This is a genomic window from Mesorhizobium sp. RCAM 05104, assembly GCF_059683645.1.
In genome coordinates this window covers 187,020-205,114 of the sequence record NZ_JCASJA010000002.1, presented here as the reverse complement: position 1 = coordinate 205,114, position 18,095 = coordinate 187,020, and the positions used below count along the sequence as shown (strand labels likewise).

Genomic DNA, 18,095 nt, shown 5'->3' with positions numbered 1-18,095 from the left:
GTCAGCCAGTTTCAGGCGCACTTCTTGCGTTCCACCACTTCGACGCCAAGCCGGAACGCCTGGCCATCGGCATAGGACCGTGCGTGACTTTGGGCCTCGAATGGGACAGTTTGCGTATTGCCGTAGGCGGTAACGCGGACAGTCCATTTCTTGTCGCGAATGATTTCGACGACGTGCTCGGGCGATCCCATGTGTTCCTCCGCGATCAGGGCGAGAGGGCACAACATACCGGCGGTAAAAGTCGTTTGAATGCGAACAATTCCACACAGCCGTGCCGCAGTGTTTTGAATCCCTTCTCAGGGCCGTTGCAAAGGCACGGTTGTCTTGGCGGGCATGGTTCGAGACCTACCTGGAGGAGGGTCGGGTTGACCTCTACATTCACTAACCGTCGGCTTCAGTCGTCGCGGCTGCTCAGCGTGTTGATCTCGGCCCACCATAGAACGCCCGCCAAAGACGGCCGACCCCAAGCAGGATTACGAGAAGCGGGGCCAGAGGCCACCGCAGGTTGAAGATTTCCCAGATGCCTGCGATAAGAAATACAGCACCGCCAATGAGCCGAAGGCCGTCGTTCTTTTCGCTTGCTATCCGCAAGGCCGCCTGAGCTACAAGAACGATGATGCCAAGGCCGGCGAGAAACCATCCCCATCCGACATTGGCCAGGATCGAGGCTCCGAACCAGATTAGGAATGCTGCCCACGCCGCAGTATCGATCCGGCGGCCTCGTTCAGTTCTCGGCGAGACGTCACGTCCTTCGCTCCGATAAGAGGTATCGCTGCCCAGGACTTCCTCCTTCCAACTGTTCTTGCCCGAGAGAGGCGGTTCCGAGCCGTAACCATGGACAAAGATGTGGAATGGGACCCTGATGCTCGTCAAATGCGTGGCCAGGGCGCTCGCGCTCGCCATTGAAGCAGCGTGGGCAGCAGCGGAGTGGATGACCGCTCAAACAGCATCAGGCAACTTCCGACTCTGAGCTTGCCACCCGTTCCCAGGGCCCCCTCCGATGGGCGACCCGCGAGCCGGTGCCTCGCTTCCCTAAGACGAAGCCTTCCTTGCTTGCGTGACGATCGCAGCACGGAGTCTCTCTGGGCAATTTGTTTCGTGGTCTCCGGGCGGGGGACTATCCGCTGTAGACGCTCGCCAGCTATCCGTGAGACGCAGGAGCGACGGTTCTTTCCGTCCATCAACCGTAAAGCCGCTGGAACCAAAATGCTTCCCGGCAGTTGACCCGGGCTGGTACAAATGTTCCGCGGTACATTTCCACCCGATGGCGTGCTCGACACACGAAGTCAAAGCAAGAAGCCGCCTGTGGGGACCTACTATGAAATCGATCCGGATCGCAGCGCCTTTGGCGTTGTTCTGCGCGCTTGGTGTTGGACCAGCGTTCGCTGTCTGCAACATCTCCGATGCAAAACTCGAGGAGGCCGTGCTCAAGAGCCCGGAGTTGCGCAAGCCAGAAAACCGATACCTCGTTCGTGACCTGAGAACCCTCAGGGATGCCGCGTTCGTTTTGTGGACATATGGCTTGCACGACGATTGCGAGCGCGTGCTCGCCAACGTCCGTCAAGTGATCGCGGCGCCATCCATGGCGAAGCTGGGGGGTAACGATGAGGACCTGGCCGATGAACAGTTGGCCGCCGGCGAACCACAGCAGCATGAGGGCGGTGAAGTCCAGGGCAACCGAGATGCCCCAGACGCACGGCCTCTCATCAATCTCGACGATCTTGGACCCGGCCTGCGTGTGGACGAGATTGTCGGCTCCGAGGTGCGCAGTTCGGACGACAAGATCGTCGGTGAAGTCCGAAATGTTGTGATCGGTACCAAGGACCGATGGGATTACGCAGTCGTTGCCGCCGGCGGGTTTTTCATCGCGGGCAAGGACAGCATCGTTGTCCCGCTGCGCTATCTGCAGGTCAATCAGGAGCGGACCAGCTTCTACCTGCGCATCTCCAGCGCCGACGTCAAAGCCGTTCCGTTGATGCCGGACCAGAAATATCTGTGGCTTGCGGATGAAGCATGGCGAGCGAAGAACGATGCGATCTTCCAGAAGCTGATTCCAGACCCGGCCCGCTACGGCTCTCCGACGGCTCCGCACGTGAAGACCGACGACAACTGACCGATCGAGCCAAGGCCCGCGGTTTTGTTTTTCGAGAGCACGTGTTCGCCGATGACCATCCAAGATGAGAACGCCATCGCCTGGTTCATGCGCAAGTCTCGAAGCTTCAGGACGGCAGAGCAACAGGCATTCTCGCAAAGAACGTCATTTGCGTCCCGGCAGACCGCCGGCAACGCCGCCGCCGGTCGTATCTATCGGCATCGCTTCCCTAACCTGGCTGCAAGAGGGTCAAAGCCGTGAGCGCCGACGCACGCTAGGGCACCGGTGGCAGCTCCGACCAGGGCACGAAGCCCAAGGACCTTCCGGAGATTTCCATTTCGTCATTGTACGGTCCGATGACCGCAATCTGAACGCGAACCGCTCCGGCGCTACCAGATGGCCGCGACAATGGCTGCTTGCGTCCGGGAGTCAAAAAGTCTGCAGATTGTAGGCATGGTCGGCTCAAGGCGTCTGCCGGTACGACAGAGCATCCTTGACGAACGACGTCGCAATCAGGTCGTCGCCATCAATGTGGCCCTGACCGTCCTCCATAATGGCCGCGATCTTCTGGAAGATCCTCATTTCGCCCTCGGTAATGCAGGCTCTCTGCAATTTGGTCTTGAGCTCGTCAACGCGCGCCTCCAAGACGTGGGATTTTAGGACCTCGGGCTCGGACATCGTAACGCTCATCCATTTCATTGCCAGCCCGTCGCCCTCAGGGCGACGGGCTCTTCAGGCTGAAGGTAGTCAGTCGTAGACCTTGACGATTTTGTGGGTGCCCGGGTCCACAAGAACCGTGCGGTTGTCGATCACGACGTAGCGGTACTTGACATTCGGAACTTCATGAAGCTCGACAGTGTCGGGCAGGGGTGAGCCGACATTGAGCTCCACACCGGGAAGCTTTATCGAGGCTAGCGGCTGCTTCTTCACATATTCACGGATGACCGTATCCTGTTCGGGCTGGATAATGACGTCTTCGGCGGCGGCGGCGCCGATACCTGCAAGGAGCAGGAACCCGGCGGCAGCTCCGCTAAGATGCATTTTCATGACTTCCTCCTGTTCTAGACCTGGCACCGACAGGATCGTCAGGCGCCCGGTCAAACGAACCTAAGAAACTTGAAAATGTTCCAGGCGTGGGCTTTTGTCTGAGGTCATGTCAGACCAAAGGCTGATGGCTAAAACGCAGTGGTGCTACCCAAAGCGCTGCGCGGATGAGGGAGCTTTGCATCGTTGTTCGCGGATAGCGGGGGGCAGCTGATAGGCCGGGGTGTTGGTCAAGCGCGCTGGTTGCTTGCTTCGATGCTAGCGGTGGCGATCAAGTTCTATCGCACTTGTTTTACGGTGCAAGATATGACCGGCAGCTGCTCACCACATCGGCGCAGCCACCTCCCTTCCTGCGCCGATAGGGCTTGTTCACCGCTCCCTTGCGGCAAGCAAACCCTCTCCTTTCGACCAGGGGCGACAGGTGAAAAAGGTCCAGCGACAAAGAAGCTCGGTGCTGTCTCATCTTCAAATCTAGGGCTTCAATCGTACGATCATGGCGGCGTCGCTGAGGCCCTACCCGAATCTCGAGGTATGGAAGCTGGATGGTTGCTGGGCCACTTTCGGGCTTGGTCACGGCCGTCACGAGCAGCATCTGCTCAAACGCTTCGCAGGCCAAGGTGTTCGGAGGGTGATGCCTACTCGCAGAGCCGTTTTCAAGGAAGGGCGAGGCGCCAGGCACGCACTGCATCGGCACCCTGATGGCATTGGCTGCTTCTGGTATTCGCCGATTGCTGCGACGCGTTGTTCGCGCACGTCGAATATGCTCGCCAACCAACCCACCCTGGGGGCCGGCGATCGCCAGATACCAGACAAACACTGCCGCATGAGCCGTCGGAATCCCTGATGCGCCGCCGGGACTCGCTTTGACGCCATCACGGGGCGAGGCGGGGAATTCGCCACGAACCCAGTCCGGGTCGTGGTGGTGGTACCCGATCAGTTCAGTTTGAAGGTCCTTCGGAGCAAGCGCGGTTTATATGCCCGTGGCGGTCAACGAGACGCAACCTCAGGTCAATACCGGGTGGGCTCCTTGCTGGTTGATCAGCCTACACTGGCCGGGGCGCTCAGCCCTAAACGAGGCCCAACGGCAACAGCGATGCCGCGATCACTTTGCGTCGAATGGTGCCATGTTTGAACATGGCGCTGTAAGACAAAAAAACGAAACTCTGCCTGAATCCCCCATCAACGCCCGAGAAACCATGATTCACTTCGTGAGAAAGAACGCCGCCGTTCCGCCGCAATGCAACCGCACTTGGCTGGGTATCGGCCCGCGTGGCCTCAAAAGGAGGTTCTTCAGATGATCATCAAGAAAGCGATTTTGGCCGTCCTCATGACCGCGGCCCTTGCAGGCTGCGAGACGCAGACCGAAGGCCAGCAGCGTGCCACCACTGGCGCGCTGATCGGCGGCGCCGGCGGCGCCCTCGTCGGCCAGGCGATCGGCGGCAACACCAAGAGCACGGTCATCGGCGCGGCCAGCGGCGCCCTGCTCGGCGCCGTCGTCGGCTCAGCCACCACCCCGCAGCGCCGCGGCCAACAGATGTGCCGCTACCAGGACCGCTACGGCCGCATCTACACCGCGCCTTGCGACGACCGCTACTACAACGGCAACTATTAGGCAGAGGCGGTACATCGTCCCTTTCTCCCGTCGCTGGAGGAGGGGACGTAGCCGGATGGCGTCGCCTGTCGCGGCATCGTCGCACTGACGCAGGCGCCGACGCAAAGCATCGCAACGATGTCATCTTTTGCGCATCTCTCAACGCTACAAAGATGACGCGGTGGGCCTCGCAGGAGGTCGATGTTATGATGACACGCCTTGCCGGCACCCTGAGAAACCGCGGCAAACAGGTGGCCAAGCGCCTGCTTGGCTACGATTCCCGCAACTGGCTGCGCATTCGCCAGATCGAGGCGTTCACGCTCTTTCTCGAAGCGGCGAACCGCAAAGGCTCCGATGTGATCGAAATCTCTCCCGGCTGGAACCGCTCTTGGCGGGCGCTGTGCCCCAATTACAGATCGGTCGACTTCCCCGATTTCGACATCTGCAAGGACCGCACCGAAGAGCAATATTCCATCGTCATCGCCGACCAGGTATTGGAACATGTGCAGCGGCCGATCGCGGCGGCACAGAATATTCATGCAATGACCAGGCCCGGAGGCTGGGCGATGGTGGCGACGCCCTTCCTGTTTCGGGTGCATGCCAGGCCGCACGACTACAACAGATGGACGCCCGCCGGCCTCAAACAGCTGATGGTCGAGGGCGGCTTTCCCGAAGCCAAAGTCAAGGTCCATGGCTGGGGCAACAAGGCCTGCGCCAGGGCCCATATCGGCGGACCCGTGCGTGCCTACGGCCTGTGGCGCGACTTGAGCAATGACGAAGAATACCCGCTCATGGTCTGGGCGTTCGCCCGTAAGACGGAATGATGGCTGCCCGGCAGCAATCACGTTTTCGAGCAGCCGCTGTCGGAACGCGGGTTGCGACCGACACCGCGCCGACGGTTATGTCGAAGCGAAGGAATGAATCGAACGACGGCGCGAAAGGCCGAACCGCTTCTCACATCGGTGCAACTCGGACGCCGCAGCGTTGGTCCGATCTGAAGGGTCGCGGACAAGGGCGACTCGGTCACTGTCGAGCCCACCGAACCCCATGGGATGTGGCATCGGCGTGAGGCGCCAAATCGCACGCTGACACGCCCAAGGCATCGCTCAATTGGTCTTCAAAAACCGTCTTATCCGTGACGCCGCGGCTTGGGAGAACGGCAACAGCGTTCTCGACTCAAGACTCGGCGGCGTCTTTGTACCGATCCGCCAAATGGGCAACAACTGCGGTTGAAAGCCAGAAGCCGGCTGCCCGATGCAGTGCCAACTGCTAACCGAGAACTGGTGCCCCCTCCCCGGGCTGAGCCATTAAAGGAACTGGTCGCCGATAACAGCGTTAGGCCTCCAGCCAGTTGGAGGAATGTCATGGACGATGATCTGCGCCAAAAATTGAGGGAACTCAGCGTCAGCATGCAAACCAGGGCTGCCGAGCTCGCGCTGCCCGGCGGCAATACCGATATTTCCGCGCTGATGTCGGGTATCGCGGTAACGCTTGAGGCATTGCTGGTGATGGCTGAAGAGAGCAAGACGCCACGATCCGGACCGTCGGTCGAGTCTGTCACGTCCCTCTCTTGATTGAAGCTTGGTTTGCGAGAGCATGGAGCGCGCAATTGCGCGCAGGGTGGCTCCTTGTTCCAGCGACGTATGAAGTCCTCAACCAATCGCACGATCCATCCTGACGGCGGCGATCATAGAGACTATGCAAGCGTCAGGATTCTAGGAAGCGGGATTGTGCTCAACGATCGAGCCCGGTGATCGCATCGGCCTTGCTTGCTAAAAGCAAAAGGAAGGCCGCGCCACGATTGCGGAGCATCAGACGAGAGGCGCCAGACAGAGATCACGCCGAAGGCCAAGCGCTGATGGGAGCGTTTTTCGGAACGGCCCAGCGGCTTGGGTCGTGTAGGGGACTAGCAGCGATGGCCGCTGGGCCTGACCAGCATGGCTCGGGGGACGCGCGCTGTGCTGGCTGACCCGAAGCATGCGCTCACCCTGAAGCAAGAGCCACAGCGCATCCGCATGAAGGACCATCGCCGAAAGGTGTAGGGTCGATTGCAAGCGCGCTTGATGAATTTCCGCGCCACTGCCGGCGAATCCACTCCGGCGCCTAATTGCTGCAATCGGCGACATGGCGTCGTGAGTTCCCATATCATGAAGACGCTGACGCCGACTTGAGACACACAGGTTGTTGTTACGCCGTAAAGGCGCCAATTTCATCACCGTCCGATCGCCAAAGCAGGGGCGAAGCGAATGAAAATGGCTGTGTGATTTACTCGAAATGCCCCTGGGCCACTCGATGCCCGGAACAAGGCAATGGGTTCGAGCAGAGTTTTCCGACGCTGGTATCAAGGGTCAGCGCCTACACCGCTCTTTTTGCCGGCTCGGCTTAAAGCAGGCCTAACTTTCGGCGTCTGTCTCGTGATGGATTTCGCTGGCAAAAGCCGATGGCTGTTTGTCCAGAAACTCACCTTCTCATCCAGGCTGTCGGCTGCAAAACACCTTGTCTTTCCCATACCACGGTGAAATGGTTCGGCTTGGCGTGGAAACATGTCGGCGTGCGCCTCCTGGATTTCTGCCGTTGGACGACAACAGAATTGTCAAATTACGCGCCATATCTTTGGCCCGGTGCTGGCAGTGGTTCCATATTCCACCAGAAGGAGGCGTCGCAGATCGCCAGTCCCGAGGACCATGGTGCTACATATTCGGTCGTGATCGCAAGAAGGGCTAAATTGCGTGCAGGGCGGATCTCCTCAACGGCGCGTCGACCGTTTCGGCGACGCACATGGGCAGGTACAAGCAGTCCGATATTGATCGTTCGATGGGGAAACTCGGGCTTGACGAAGCCCTGGAGGTGAGATCGGTCTACGGTTTCGAGGAAGAGGCGGCCTCTATACCCAAGGTCGAATACAGGGCGAGGTGATGCGAAGATACGCGATTGCCGCCATCGCAGCCGATGGCATTGGGCCGGAAGTCATCGATGTAGGGCTCGAGGTTCTCATTGCGTTGAGCCAGCGGGCAGGCGACTTTCGCCTCGACGTTACACGCTATGAGTGGGGGTCGGACCATTACAAGGCCCACGGGGAGATGATGCCCGACGACGGGCTTGAACAGCTCAAAGCCTATGATGCGATTTATTTCGGCGCCGTCGGCGCACCGGATGTTCCTGACCATATCACTCTTTGGGGCCTTCGCCTGGCGATCTGCCAGGGTTTTGACCAGTACGCGAATGTTCGCCCGACGCGAATTCTACCCGGCATCTCCGCTCCATTGTCGGGGAAGGGGCCTGGAGATCTCGACTGGGTGATCGTCCGCGAGAATTCCGAGGGTGAATATTCGGGCCATGGCGGACGCGTCCACCGGGGTATGCCGGAGGAGGTGGCAACCGAGGTCGCCATCTTCACCCGCGTGGGCGTTACGCGCATTATGCGCCACGCATTCCGACTGGCGCAATCTCGTTACCGCAAACTGCTCACTGTCGTAACCAAGTCGAATGCCCAGCGGTACGGCATGGTGATGTGGGACGAGATCGCGGCAGAGGTCGCCCTGGAGTTTCCGGATGTGGCCTGGGACAAGATGCTGGTCGACGCCATGACCGTCCGCATGACGCTGCATCCCGAAAGTCTGGATACCATCGTAGCGACAAACCTGCATGCGGACATACTCTCCGATTTGGCCGGAGCCCTCGCAGGCAGCATTGGCATTGCCCCGACCGCGAACATCAACCCGGAACGCCGGTTTCCCTCCATGTTCGAACCAATCCATGGCTCCGCCTTTGATATCGCAGGGAAGGGGATCGCCAATCCGATCGCCACGTTCTGGTCAGCCTGCCTCATGCTGGAGCATCTCGGCGAAATGGACGCTGCCTCTCTGCTGATGAGAGCCATCGAGGACGTTTGTGCGGCAGGATTGGCCACGCCAGACGCTGGCGGGAAAGCGACGACCCGTGACGTCACCGACGCAGTGATCGCGGCGATCCGTGGGTCCAACATTTCACCAATCGACAACGAAGCAGGTCACCGGCTATGAAAATCGGCGTAATTGGGCTCGGCTCGATGGGGTACGGCATTGCCATGTCACTGCTTCGCTCGGGCCACGATGTTTATGGGGCCGATGTCAATACTGACGCGGTGAAGCGTCTGCGTGCCGAAGGCGGGTCGAATATGGACGTCCTGTCCGCCGCGCCTGAACTGAATGCGGTCGTCGTCGTGGTTTTGAACGCAGCACAAACCGAGACGGTGCTGTTCGGCGACCAGGGACTGGCTCCTCGGCTCGTCCCAGGCGCAGTCGTGATCATGTGCGTGACGGTTGCACCAGATTATGCGCGCAGTGCTGCCGACCGGTGCGCGGCACGCGGGGTGTTATTCCTCGACGCTCCCATTTCGGGTGGATCGGTCAAGGCGGCCGAGGGCAAGCTCTCTGTTATGGGCTCTGGCGCACCGGAAGCTTTCGCGGCGGCTCGCCCGGCACTGGACGCCATGGCCGAAAAGGTTTTCGAACTTGGGAACAATGCTGGTGCCGGATCGGCGATGAAAGCGGTCAACCAGATGCTGGCTGGCATCCACATCGCGGCGATGGCGGAAGCGATCACCTTCGGCATGACCCAGGGGATCACCCCGGACACCTTTCTCGAAGTGATCCCCATTTGCGCGGGAACCAGCTGGATGCTGGAAAACCGGGCACCGCATGTAGTTGATGGCGATTATACCCCACGCTCCGCCATCGATATCTGGCCCAAGGATCTTGGCATCGTGCTCGACGTCGCGCGGAATTCAAAGTTCGCCGCGCCTATAACCGCGGCTGCCTTGCAGCAGTTCGTCGCCGCATCAGGCATGGGCCTGGGACGCGAAGACGATGCTGCCGTTGCCAAAGTCTACGCCCGCAACGCGGGTCTGAAGCTGCCAGACGCACACTGAACTAATCAGCCTCAGGCTGGAACGACGGACGACGGCATGACCACATTCTTTGGCGCAATAGCAGACGATTTCACTGGCGCGACCGATTTGGCAGGCCTCCTCGCGCGCTCCGGCGCGCCCGTCTCTTTGCGCATGGGCGTGCCGGCAGATCAGCCTGCCGACACCGCGGCGATCGAGATCATTGCTCTCAAAAGCAGGACCGCTCCCGTCAACGAAGCCGTGGCTGACAGCCTTGCCGCGCTGGCCTGGCTTCGTCGGGCTGGGGCCAAGCGGTTTTTCTGGAAGTACTGCTCCACATTCGATTCCACGAGGCAAGGCAATATCGGCCCCGTTGCCGAAGCGCTCATGAAGGCGCTAGGCGTAAGCCAGACCATCTATTGCCCTGCCTTCCCCGAAAACGGCCGCTCGATTTTCATGGGCAATCTGTTCGTCGGCGAACAACCTCTCGCCGAAAGTCCGATGAAGGATCATCCGCTGACGCCGATGAATGATTCAAACCTCATGCGTCTGCTGCAGCCGCAGGTCACCGCGGCCGTCGGGCTGGTGAATCGGCTTATCGTCGCGAAAGGGCCGCAAGCGATACGCGAGAAGCTTGCCCAGCTCGATTCCGATGGCATCGCCCACGTGGTTGTCGACGCGGTAGCCAATGACGATCTTCACGCTATCGACCTAGCCTGTCACGACATGACGCTCCTGACTGGCGGCAGCGCGGTGGCAATGTTCCTGCCCCAGATTTGGCTGAACGAGGGTCTCCTGCCGCGGGACCATGCGGGCGAAAAACTGAGAGCCGACAAGGGCGCTGCGATCGTGCTGTCGGGTAGCTGTTCGGCTATGACCAACCGCCAAGTGTCGGCCTACGTGGCAAGCGGACAGCCCAGCCTTCGACTGGATCCTCTCGATCTTGATGAACATGGCCCCGACAAGCTGCTCGACTGGCTGTCAAGACAGGCGCCGGCTGCGAGCCCCATCATCTATGCAACGGCCGCGCCGGACGTTGTCCGGACGGCGCAGGAAAGGCTTGGCGTTGAACGCGCCAGCATGCTGGTCGAGCAGGCGCTTGCCGCCTGTGCTGTGAAGGCTCGCGACCTCGGGACGCGTCGCTTTGTCGTCGCTGGCGGCGAGACATCCGGGGCAATTACCAAGGCGCTTGGCATAGCCAAGCTCGATATCGGCAAGGAGATCGCCCCTGGCGTACCGTGGTGCTTTGCGCGATCGGGTGGACATCCGGTTGCCATCACGCTGAAGTCGGGAAATTTCGGCGGCGAAACCTTTTTTAGCCATGCGCTGGAGACCCTGGAATCATGACCGAGGAAGCCCGCCTTCGGGAACAGATGTGCGCGTTGGCGAAGTCGATGTTCGATCGTGGGCTAACCCACGGCTCGACAGGAAACATCTCCGCCCGTACGACCGAAGGTAGATTGTTGGTATCCCCCACCGGCACCAGTTTCGGCCGGCTCGATCCGGCCCGTCTGAGCTGTTTTGACGCGGCAGGTCGACATATCGACGGGGACCCGCCCACCAAGGAAATGCCGCTCCACAGCGCCTTCTACGATACCCGGACCCAAACGCGCGCGGTCGTTCATTTGCACAGCTGTCACGCGGTCGCTTTGTCGATGATCTCGAACCCCGATGAGGACGATTTCTTGCCACCGCTCACGCCGTATGCCGTGATGCAGCTCGGCCGCGTCAAGCTCCTCCCGTTCTTCCGCCCCGGCGACCCGGCCATGGGAGCCGCGGTGCGCGGGCTCGCCGGCAAGCGTTCGGCCGTCATGCTTGCCAGCCACGGGCCAGTCGTGGCGGGAAAAGACGTCGAGGCGGCCTGTAATGCGATTGAGGAACTGGAAGCTACAGCCCGCCTGGCGATGCTGACACGCGGTCTTTATCCGCGTCTGCTCACGACAGCGCAACTTCGCGATGTCGTGAGCACGTTCAACGTCGAGTGGGATGCATGAGGTTCTCGGCCAACCTGGGCTTCCTGTGGGCCGACCGTCCGCTTCCAGATGCCATTCGGGCTGCCAAGGCGGCCGGGTTCGACGCCGTCGAATGCCATTGGCCCTTCGACGTGCCCGCCGCCGTCACGAAAGCGGCTCTGGAGGAGACTGGCCTCTCGATGCTCGGGCTCAACACGCGGCGTGGTGACGTCGCCCGCGGAGAGAATGGCTTGGCGGCCCTGCCGGGTCGGCAGACGGCGGCACGCAGCGCCATTGACGAAGCACTTGCCTATGCGTCCGACATTTCGGCGTCGGCCGTCCATGTCATGGCCGGGAACTCGAGCGGGCCGCGCGCCCGTGCCGCGTTCTGCGAAAACCTTGTCTATGCCTGTGAAGCGGCAGGTGATGCCGTCACGGTCCTGATCGAGCCACTGAACCACTACAATGCACCGGGTTATTTCCTGAGCACGACGGCGCAGGCCCTGGACGTCATCCGTGAAGTCGACAAGCCGAACTTGAGGCTGATGTTCGATTGCTATCACGTCCAGATCATGGAGGGCGACGTGACGCGGCGCCTCGAGGCTTTGCTGCCGCTTATAGGCCATATCCAGATCGCATCGGTACCTGATCGCAGTACGCCGGATCATGGCGAACTCGACTACGACTATGTCCTGGCGCGCATTGCAGAACTGGGCTGGGCACGCCCGATAGGGGCTGAATATTTGCCCGGGAACGGTGCGAACCCCGACCTAGCCTGGTTAGCCCGACGTCAGTGACGCGGGCGGGACCATACGGTCGGAGTCGAGCCCCAGAGGGCGACAGGCAATGAATGCGTCCCGGGAGATACATGAGGTAGAGGCAGCCTTGTGACCCGGACGAGTATGCTCCCCGAAGCGGGCGAACCCAATCCTCAGCGTGAGGAGGAATGTCCAAAATGGCTCCTGTGGATCGCGCCGATCAGCTCGACCTTCGAAGATAACTATTTTTTGCAGCTTGGCATTTTCTTCATCGCGTCATTCGCCTCCGCCTCGGTTTTGTAAGTGATTTTCGAAAGGTCGATGACCAGGGTTCCGTCGGGCTTCTTCGTGACGACCTCGCACTGCTTGGAGACCGCGTCTTTCGCCACCCAATATTCCGTGGCGGCAAACGCCGAGGTGGGCAACTGACTGAACAGGGCTATAGCAATAGCGCATTTTCGCATCATTTCGTTGCTCCGTTGTTCAATCGAAAACGCACAATTTTCTCCATTGTTCCGTTGATCCGCCGAGGCGCGAGCCACGCCAAACAGGATTTCGCGCTGCAAGAACGCTGAAGCATTGGAAATGAACGACGCGAGGCTGCCGGTGATGGTTTGCCCCCGTCGGTCACTCTGGCGATCTCGGGAGCGCCATTGCCACAGCTAGCGCCCTGCGAATGAGAGCAATCTCGCATTGGCCTTGGTTCAGAGCGTACAGTCCGGACGTCGATTGGCCCGACCGAACGCCTCCACCGGCCGAGTCGTCACGCCCGGAGCAAGCCGAGTTGTCTCGCAAGAGAGTAGCCGCGCCAGGCCTTTGGGTGAGGCTGCTTCGGTCGTTGGCATGAGTGGTCTTCGTTTTTGATTGCCTCGAATGAGGACCCAAAGAACTTCGATCAAGACACAAGATAACGGTCTTGCTGCGCTGACAGTGCCGCAATCACCTTCATTCGGATCGCTAGCACCCCAGGTGCGACGAGCAGCGGCTTGAATGAGCGAGGGGGCACGGCTTAGAGTGACCAAATCGGCGGCTGAAAGCGGCCGCGCTTCTTAGGCCATTACGATCGCCATCGGCTACTCAGGCAAACCGGGCGAGTCTACAGTCCACGCGAAAGCGTGCGGTAGGGGCCTTCCGCCCCTTCATCGATTTCAGCCAGCGCAACCTGCCGCTAGCGGTTCGGATTGTATCTCAATACCAAATTGAAAAAGACGAGGCACACGAGCAGCGGGACAATCCCTGCAACAAAATCTTCGACTGAAAAGCCGAAAAAATAGACCAGTGCGAATCCTACTGATGACATTTTGGCTCACCTCGGGAGGAGAGAAGCTGCCGCGCGAAAGTAAGCTCCAAGCGACCACAATGTTCCAACCGCTCTTAACCGTACGCGGCATGCGTCCGGCGCTGCTTGGGAGACCCCTTTAGGAATGCAGGGCGGCGCATCTGGGTTATACTTTTCAGTCGGCTTCACCTGCGCGGCGATCCGCAAACTCGCTGGTCACTGCTGAAATCACGAGGCGGCCAGGAAGCCTGCAGCGTCCTACTTAGCTCCATCGTCAAGTGCCTCCTCGGTTTCGTCCTTGAAAATGACCTTTGTGCCTTTTTGCACCTCGGAGGCGAGATCTTCGGCATCCCAATTGGTCAGTCTGATACATCCATGGGAGAAGCTCTTTCCAATCTTGCCTGGGTCAGCAGTCCCGTGAATGCCGTAACCGTTGATGGACAAATCGATCCAGACCGATCCCACCGGATTGTTCGGTCCGGCAGCGATTGTGAAGGGCCGGTTTGTTCTAACCCCTTTGAAGTGGAAATCTGGATTGTAATGATAGGTCGGGTTGTGGACCACCCGATTCACCACAGCCTGCCCGCTCGGCGCCGGCTTTTCCTGGCTCCCGATCGACGCGGGATATGCCGCAAGCACTTTGCCGTCCGAGTTAAGCACACGAACCAGACGAGCGCTCTTGTCAACCTCGACGTTCGCAATACCTCCGGGCGGATCGCCTCGGCCGACGTCAGGCACCAGCAATTTCTGGCCGGCCTTCCTGAAGCCGATGCCGGGATTGAGCCTTTCAAGCAGTTGCTCGCTGGTATGGAAGCGCTCCGCCATCTTTTCCACTGCATTTTGATAACCGAGCCTATGCAGTTGGGCCATCCGTTCCATGCGCGCCGGAATTCGCTTGGCAAACGGCCCCTGCACATCCTCGCGAGTCAGGTCGTAGGGAACCAGGGCGGGGCGCGAGGAGGTTGCTACTAGCTTGTCCCAAGTCTCTCGGGTCAGCGTGCCATCGGCACTGAGTCCGTTAGCAGCCTGAAATGCACGGAGCGCCTTGTTAAAATTCTCTCCTCCGCGCCCATCGATCAAGCCCGGCGAGAAACGTGAGCGATCCAAAAGGATCTGCGCTTTTACCACCGTGGCGTCGATGCCTTTCGGCTCGCGTTCGCCAAATTGAGCATTATTGATGGCGACCATGTCCAGTCTCGCCGTCTCGGCGCCGCCCATGATAATGAACAAAGCGGCTAGGCCAAGAACGATCCTGATCATCGATGTTACTCCGGCATCACAGACGGGAAGCTGCTTCTATGACGTTGCGCGGCAGATCTGGTTCCATTTGCCAAGACGACGATGCCTTCGTTTTGGACGAAGCTTCGGCTTTGGCCCCAAGGTGGGATAGTCGCGGGCCGGGCGCAGACTGGCGTTCGACATGATCGCTGGCCATCAAGGATGGTGGTGTCACTCCAGTGGCGCTCCGGCCGGCCTCGAGCAATACGACGCTTGACAAGCGCATAGGCTGCCATCGCAAACGGGGACGAGCGCGCCAGTCTGGCCAGTCCAGGTTACCCAAATGGACCTGAGCCTGCTTCGTTTTCAGGCGCATCGGCAAGCAAGTGCCCCCTTCCAGGGGAAGGGAGGTCAGTTCGCTCCGCGAAGCCGCCTGTCTGAAAGACTGCCAAGCGGGCGTCGATCTGGCAACCTGCCAAGGGGCGTTGCCGTGTCGTGGCCGCCGATTGCGGTGGTGCCTATGATGGGAACGAGGGGCAGCTCAGGCTTCGTTGCTGAACGCCGAGATTTGAGTTCTCCAATTTCGTCATCGCGACGCGCGATGCGGCTCTCGAGATTAGCGATGCGCTCGGTCAAGAAGTAGCGCCCTACGATGAAACCGCCGCTCCCGAAAAGGACCGCGATCGTCGCGAAGGCGACCGGATTGGCCAGCACCAGCGCCGAGTTCGCTTGGAAGAAATCGATGAGATCCTGCATTCCTAGAACTCCACTCAATTGCGGGGCAGCTTGTGAATTTCCAGCCTGACGGGGCCGCCCCTGTCACAACTCGTGCAGAACATCACGCGCTCGACCGAACTGAACAGAGCGTCTTTTCCGTAGCGCTTGATGAGCACGGCAGGCCTTACCGGTGCATGGTGCGAGCAGGATCTGCACCAGGCCCGCAGACCATGCCACTCGCGAAGATCTCCGAGCGCCACATCCAGGCTGGCGTGAACACTGCCGTCAACGATCGTCTGCGGCGGGATCTTCACCTCGCCTGGTGTCAGGATTTTCTCCATCACATGCCGACTGTTGTAGTGGATCAGCAACATGCCTGGCCGGCGCCGAATGGCAGCCTGCCAGGCTGCCTGGCTCACTGTGGAATCGGGGGACCGCGAGATGGTTTCGCACAGGGCCTGCTCGTCGCGATCCCAGACCTCGATCCGAAAATTGTCTTCCGCCGTTATTGCCATAGCTTCGCCGGCCAGCGCGATCGACGCCGAGCCATGGTCCCTTGCTGCTCCAGATCACGTGAAATAAGGAACATATTCCTCTCTCGTCAAGGGGTGCGCTTGACTCTTTGTTCCTATTTTGTTCCCATAAGAGGATCAATCAGGAGGCGAATGATGGAACTTCGCTTGAACATTGGGAACGCAACACCCCAAGAGCTCGCACGCGGCATCGCGGCGGCCGAGGCGGTGTTTGCACGCTCCGGCATAACGGCCTTGCAAGGCGCGGAAGGCCTGTTTGCGTTGGAAGGCTGGGATATCAAGGGCTTTCCCGACGACGACAAGCCTACCGAGGACGAGAACCAAGCTGCGGCCGTCTGGATCGAAGCCGACAAGGCTGCGGCGGCAGCCTGTTGTGCGGGCTGGCCGGAGGCCAAGATTCCGCGCCATCAAATCATGGAACTGATCAACGTCGACCGAACGAAGTTGCAGGCCGAGGCAATTCCAGACACCTGGCCGCAGCGGAGGCAGCTCTATCCTGACGTCGTCAGGCGGCTGGAGATCACGACCGGCCCGGACCGCCAGATCGATTTCGATATTGCCTTCGTTCTGGGTTGGGTTCCCGAGCGGCCGACGCTGGATCGGGTCGAGCCGCTTTCGGAAGATGGAGACCGTATCCCCTTCTTCACCAGCGACCTCGCCCAGGTCGAAGAGATGGCCCGCAAGGCACTCAAGGACTGGACGATCGAGATTGACCGAAATCCTTGTGATGCCCGCGTTTTCGACCCGGCGGCCAGCGATGACGATGATGCATTGCGCATGGCGGCGTGGCGTGATTTCGACGGTTCGTTGCACATGGAGAAGCCGCCGGCAAATCCCGCAATCGCGCTGACGCTGGCCATGATGCGCGGCCAGTCGGTGCATTTCGAATAGTGGTCAAACGCAGTCGAGCCTCACCAACGCCATCAGTCATCGACCGCGACTGGCCACATCAGGTTGCGCTGCCCGACGACCTGTGCACCGCCCGGAACTTCACCACAATCGCGACCTTCTGCCAGGAAAGAGGGCTCAAGCACCAGACGCGGCATGTGCAGGCGATATGGCCCAACGGCAAATACGAATCCTATCGGCTCCATTGCTTCAGCGATGCCGCATCGGCGGACGCGTTCCGTGATCACTTTGAGGGGCTGACGTTCGATCCAAGGCGGGATCGGGAGAATGGAAAGGTGCGGGGCGCTTGGCGCCGAACGGGCGAATACACGCCAGTTCTCGACCTCGGGCCGCTAAGCGTGCCAGAGATCCTGCGCAGCTAGGTCATGAGCTTTCGGGGCGAACTGTCTCGACCGAGAGCGACCCGGCCGGAAGTGGCCGCAACAGCTCGGCCTCAGGCTTTGTTAAATTAATCCAGGCCTCCCAGTCCACCGGCTGAAGGACCACTACCTGCCGATTGTGATACGGCGCGACATCTGGTCCCGGATCGGTCGTCAGCATGGTGAAGGTGGGGGGCGTGTTGCCGACAGCCTCACGCCAAAGTCCTGCGATGGCCATGAACGGCGAGCCGTTGAGCGTGAAGCGATGCTTCGCCTTCGGGTATTTCGTGCCGGTGAATTCGAAGAACGCGGACGCCGGGACGAGGCAGCGTTTGCTGTTTCCGAATTGCCGGCCTTCGGAGCGGAAGTTGAACACCGGCCCGCCCTTTGGTCCGGCAGGCGGAAATCCGAACGTCATCGAGGCCAGTTCGATTGCATACCCGGCGGAGCGCATTATTGGCGCGGCGTCCTTGATGCGAATGTCGTCCGCCTGGGGCAGATCCAATTCGGTTTGATGGGTGGGGATTTTGAGCGCCAGGGACGCCATGATCCGGCAATATTCGGCCCAAGCGACATGCTGCTCGTAGTCGTTACACATGGATGTCTCCTTACCAAAGGGATCCATTCACACTATCGTATGGTTGAGACATGATGGAAATCCCGCGGCACTTAGCAAGGGATCAGCACATTATCCGCTGGCCTTCGCACCGGCATTGGCAGGTGGCCGGCTCGTTACCATTCTGCCGACGCTAGAATCAGGTAGGCTAGCGCACCCG

Annotated in this window: 19 protein-coding genes; 12 read left to right on the top strand and 7 right to left on the bottom strand. The window is 60.0% G+C overall.

Annotated elements, in window-relative coordinates; translation table 11 throughout:
• Positions 1-11: 11 nt before the first annotated feature.
• Positions 12-191, bottom strand: a complete 180-nt coding sequence (locus AC56QP_RS36175; protein ID WP_489863865.1) for a hypothetical protein — start codon at positions 189-191, stop codon at positions 12-14.
• A 1,127-nt stretch (positions 192-1,318) separates the two neighbouring features.
• On the opposite strand from AC56QP_RS36175, the gene AC56QP_RS36170 reads away from it, so the two are divergent.
• Positions 1,319-2,113, top strand: coding sequence for a PRC-barrel domain-containing protein (locus AC56QP_RS36170; protein WP_497101090.1), 795 nt, complete (start codon positions 1,319-1,321; stop codon positions 2,111-2,113).
• 441 nt (positions 2,114-2,554) lie between these two features.
• On the opposite strand, the gene AC56QP_RS36165 is transcribed toward AC56QP_RS36170, so the two are convergent.
• Both AC56QP_RS36165 and AC56QP_RS36160 read right to left on the bottom strand, forming a co-directional pair.
• Entirely contained in the window at positions 2,555-2,770 is a 216-nt protein-coding gene (locus tag AC56QP_RS36165) for a hypothetical protein (RefSeq protein WP_489863868.1), read from the bottom strand.
• A gap of 69 nt (positions 2,771-2,839) precedes the next feature.
• Positions 2,840-3,139 carry a DUF1236 domain-containing protein gene (locus AC56QP_RS36160; protein WP_489863869.1) on the bottom strand — a complete coding sequence of 100 codons (300 nt, stop codon included), beginning with the start codon at positions 3,137-3,139 and terminating at the stop codon, positions 2,840-2,842.
• A gap of 1,291 nt (positions 3,140-4,430) precedes the next feature.
• Here AC56QP_RS36160 and AC56QP_RS36155 point away from each other — a divergent pair.
• The 9 genes from AC56QP_RS36155 (at position 4,431) to AC56QP_RS36115 (ending at position 12,343) form a co-directional block, all read left to right on the top strand.
• Complete coding sequence (locus AC56QP_RS36155; RefSeq protein ID WP_489863870.1) at positions 4,431-4,748, top strand: YMGG-like glycine zipper-containing protein; 318 nt, start codon at positions 4,431-4,433, stop codon at positions 4,746-4,748.
• Between the two features lie 185 nt (positions 4,749-4,933).
• Complete coding sequence (locus tag AC56QP_RS36150; protein WP_489863871.1) at positions 4,934-5,551, top strand: class I SAM-dependent methyltransferase; 618 nt, start codon at positions 4,934-4,936, stop codon at positions 5,549-5,551.
• 540 nt (positions 5,552-6,091) lie between these two features.
• Positions 6,092-6,301: a hypothetical protein gene (locus AC56QP_RS36145; RefSeq protein WP_489863872.1), complete on the top strand. Its 210-nt coding sequence runs from the start codon at positions 6,092-6,094 to the stop codon at positions 6,299-6,301.
• 1,204 nt (positions 6,302-7,505) lie between these two features.
• Positions 7,506-7,643 carry a hypothetical protein gene (locus AC56QP_RS36140; RefSeq protein WP_489863873.1) on the top strand — a complete coding sequence of 46 codons (138 nt, stop codon included), beginning with the start codon at positions 7,506-7,508 and terminating at the stop codon, positions 7,641-7,643.
• Positions 7,643-8,749, top strand: a complete 1,107-nt coding sequence (locus AC56QP_RS36135; protein ID WP_489863874.1) for a tartrate dehydrogenase — start codon at positions 7,643-7,645, stop codon at positions 8,747-8,749. The genes AC56QP_RS36140 and AC56QP_RS36135 overlap by 1 nt, the downstream gene beginning before the upstream one ends.
• The gene (gene ltnD / locus AC56QP_RS36130; RefSeq protein WP_489863875.1) at positions 8,746-9,636 is read left to right on the top strand and encodes an L-threonate dehydrogenase; all 891 of its coding nucleotides are present in this window, start codon (positions 8,746-8,748) and stop codon (positions 9,634-9,636) included. Before AC56QP_RS36135 ends, ltnD begins: the two co-directional genes overlap by 4 nt.
• 36 nt (positions 9,637-9,672) lie before the next feature.
• Positions 9,673-10,941, top strand: coding sequence for a 3-oxo-tetronate kinase (gene otnK / locus AC56QP_RS36125; RefSeq protein ID WP_489863876.1), 1,269 nt, complete (start codon positions 9,673-9,675; stop codon positions 10,939-10,941).
• A complete protein-coding gene (otnC, locus tag AC56QP_RS36120; protein ID WP_489863877.1) occupies positions 10,938-11,588 on the top strand; it encodes a 3-oxo-tetronate 4-phosphate decarboxylase in 651 nt (216 codons plus the stop codon). The genes otnK and otnC overlap by 4 nt, the downstream gene beginning before the upstream one ends.
• On the top strand, positions 11,585-12,343 hold the full coding sequence (locus AC56QP_RS36115; RefSeq protein WP_489863878.1) for a hydroxypyruvate isomerase family protein: 759 nt from the start codon (positions 11,585-11,587) through the stop codon (positions 12,341-12,343). Before otnC ends, AC56QP_RS36115 begins: the two co-directional genes overlap by 4 nt.
• A gap of 203 nt (positions 12,344-12,546) precedes the next feature.
• Here AC56QP_RS36115 and AC56QP_RS36110 read toward each other — a convergent pair whose 3' ends face one another.
• From AC56QP_RS36110 to AC56QP_RS36100, 3 genes are all read right to left on the bottom strand, one after another.
• A complete protein-coding gene (locus AC56QP_RS36110) occupies positions 12,547-12,870 on the bottom strand; it encodes a hypothetical protein (RefSeq protein ID WP_489863879.1) in 324 nt (107 codons plus the stop codon).
• Between the two features lie 971 nt (positions 12,871-13,841).
• On the bottom strand, positions 13,842-14,843 hold the full coding sequence (locus AC56QP_RS36105) for a L,D-transpeptidase family protein (protein WP_489863880.1): 1,002 nt from the start codon (positions 14,841-14,843) through the stop codon (positions 13,842-13,844).
• Between the two features lie 369 nt (positions 14,844-15,212).
• Complete coding sequence (locus AC56QP_RS36100; protein ID WP_489863881.1) at positions 15,213-15,557, bottom strand: hypothetical protein; 345 nt, start codon at positions 15,555-15,557, stop codon at positions 15,213-15,215.
• A 191-nt stretch (positions 15,558-15,748) separates the two neighbouring features.
• On the opposite strand from AC56QP_RS36100, the gene AC56QP_RS36095 reads away from it, so the two are divergent.
• Together AC56QP_RS36095 and AC56QP_RS36090 are read left to right on the top strand one after the other, a co-directional pair.
• Entirely contained in the window at positions 15,749-16,942 is a 1,194-nt protein-coding gene (locus AC56QP_RS36095) for a hypothetical protein (RefSeq protein ID WP_489863882.1), read from the top strand.
• On the top strand, positions 16,942-17,322 hold the full coding sequence (locus AC56QP_RS36090; RefSeq protein WP_489863883.1) for a hypothetical protein: 381 nt from the start codon (positions 16,942-16,944) through the stop codon (positions 17,320-17,322). The genes AC56QP_RS36095 and AC56QP_RS36090 overlap by 1 nt, the downstream gene beginning before the upstream one ends.
• Position 17,323: 1 nt before the next feature.
• Here AC56QP_RS36090 and AC56QP_RS36085 read toward each other — a convergent pair whose 3' ends face one another.
• A complete protein-coding gene (locus AC56QP_RS36085; protein ID WP_497101089.1) occupies positions 17,324-17,917 on the bottom strand; it encodes an SOS response-associated peptidase in 594 nt (197 codons plus the stop codon).
• Positions 17,918-18,095: the final 178 nt, after the last annotated feature.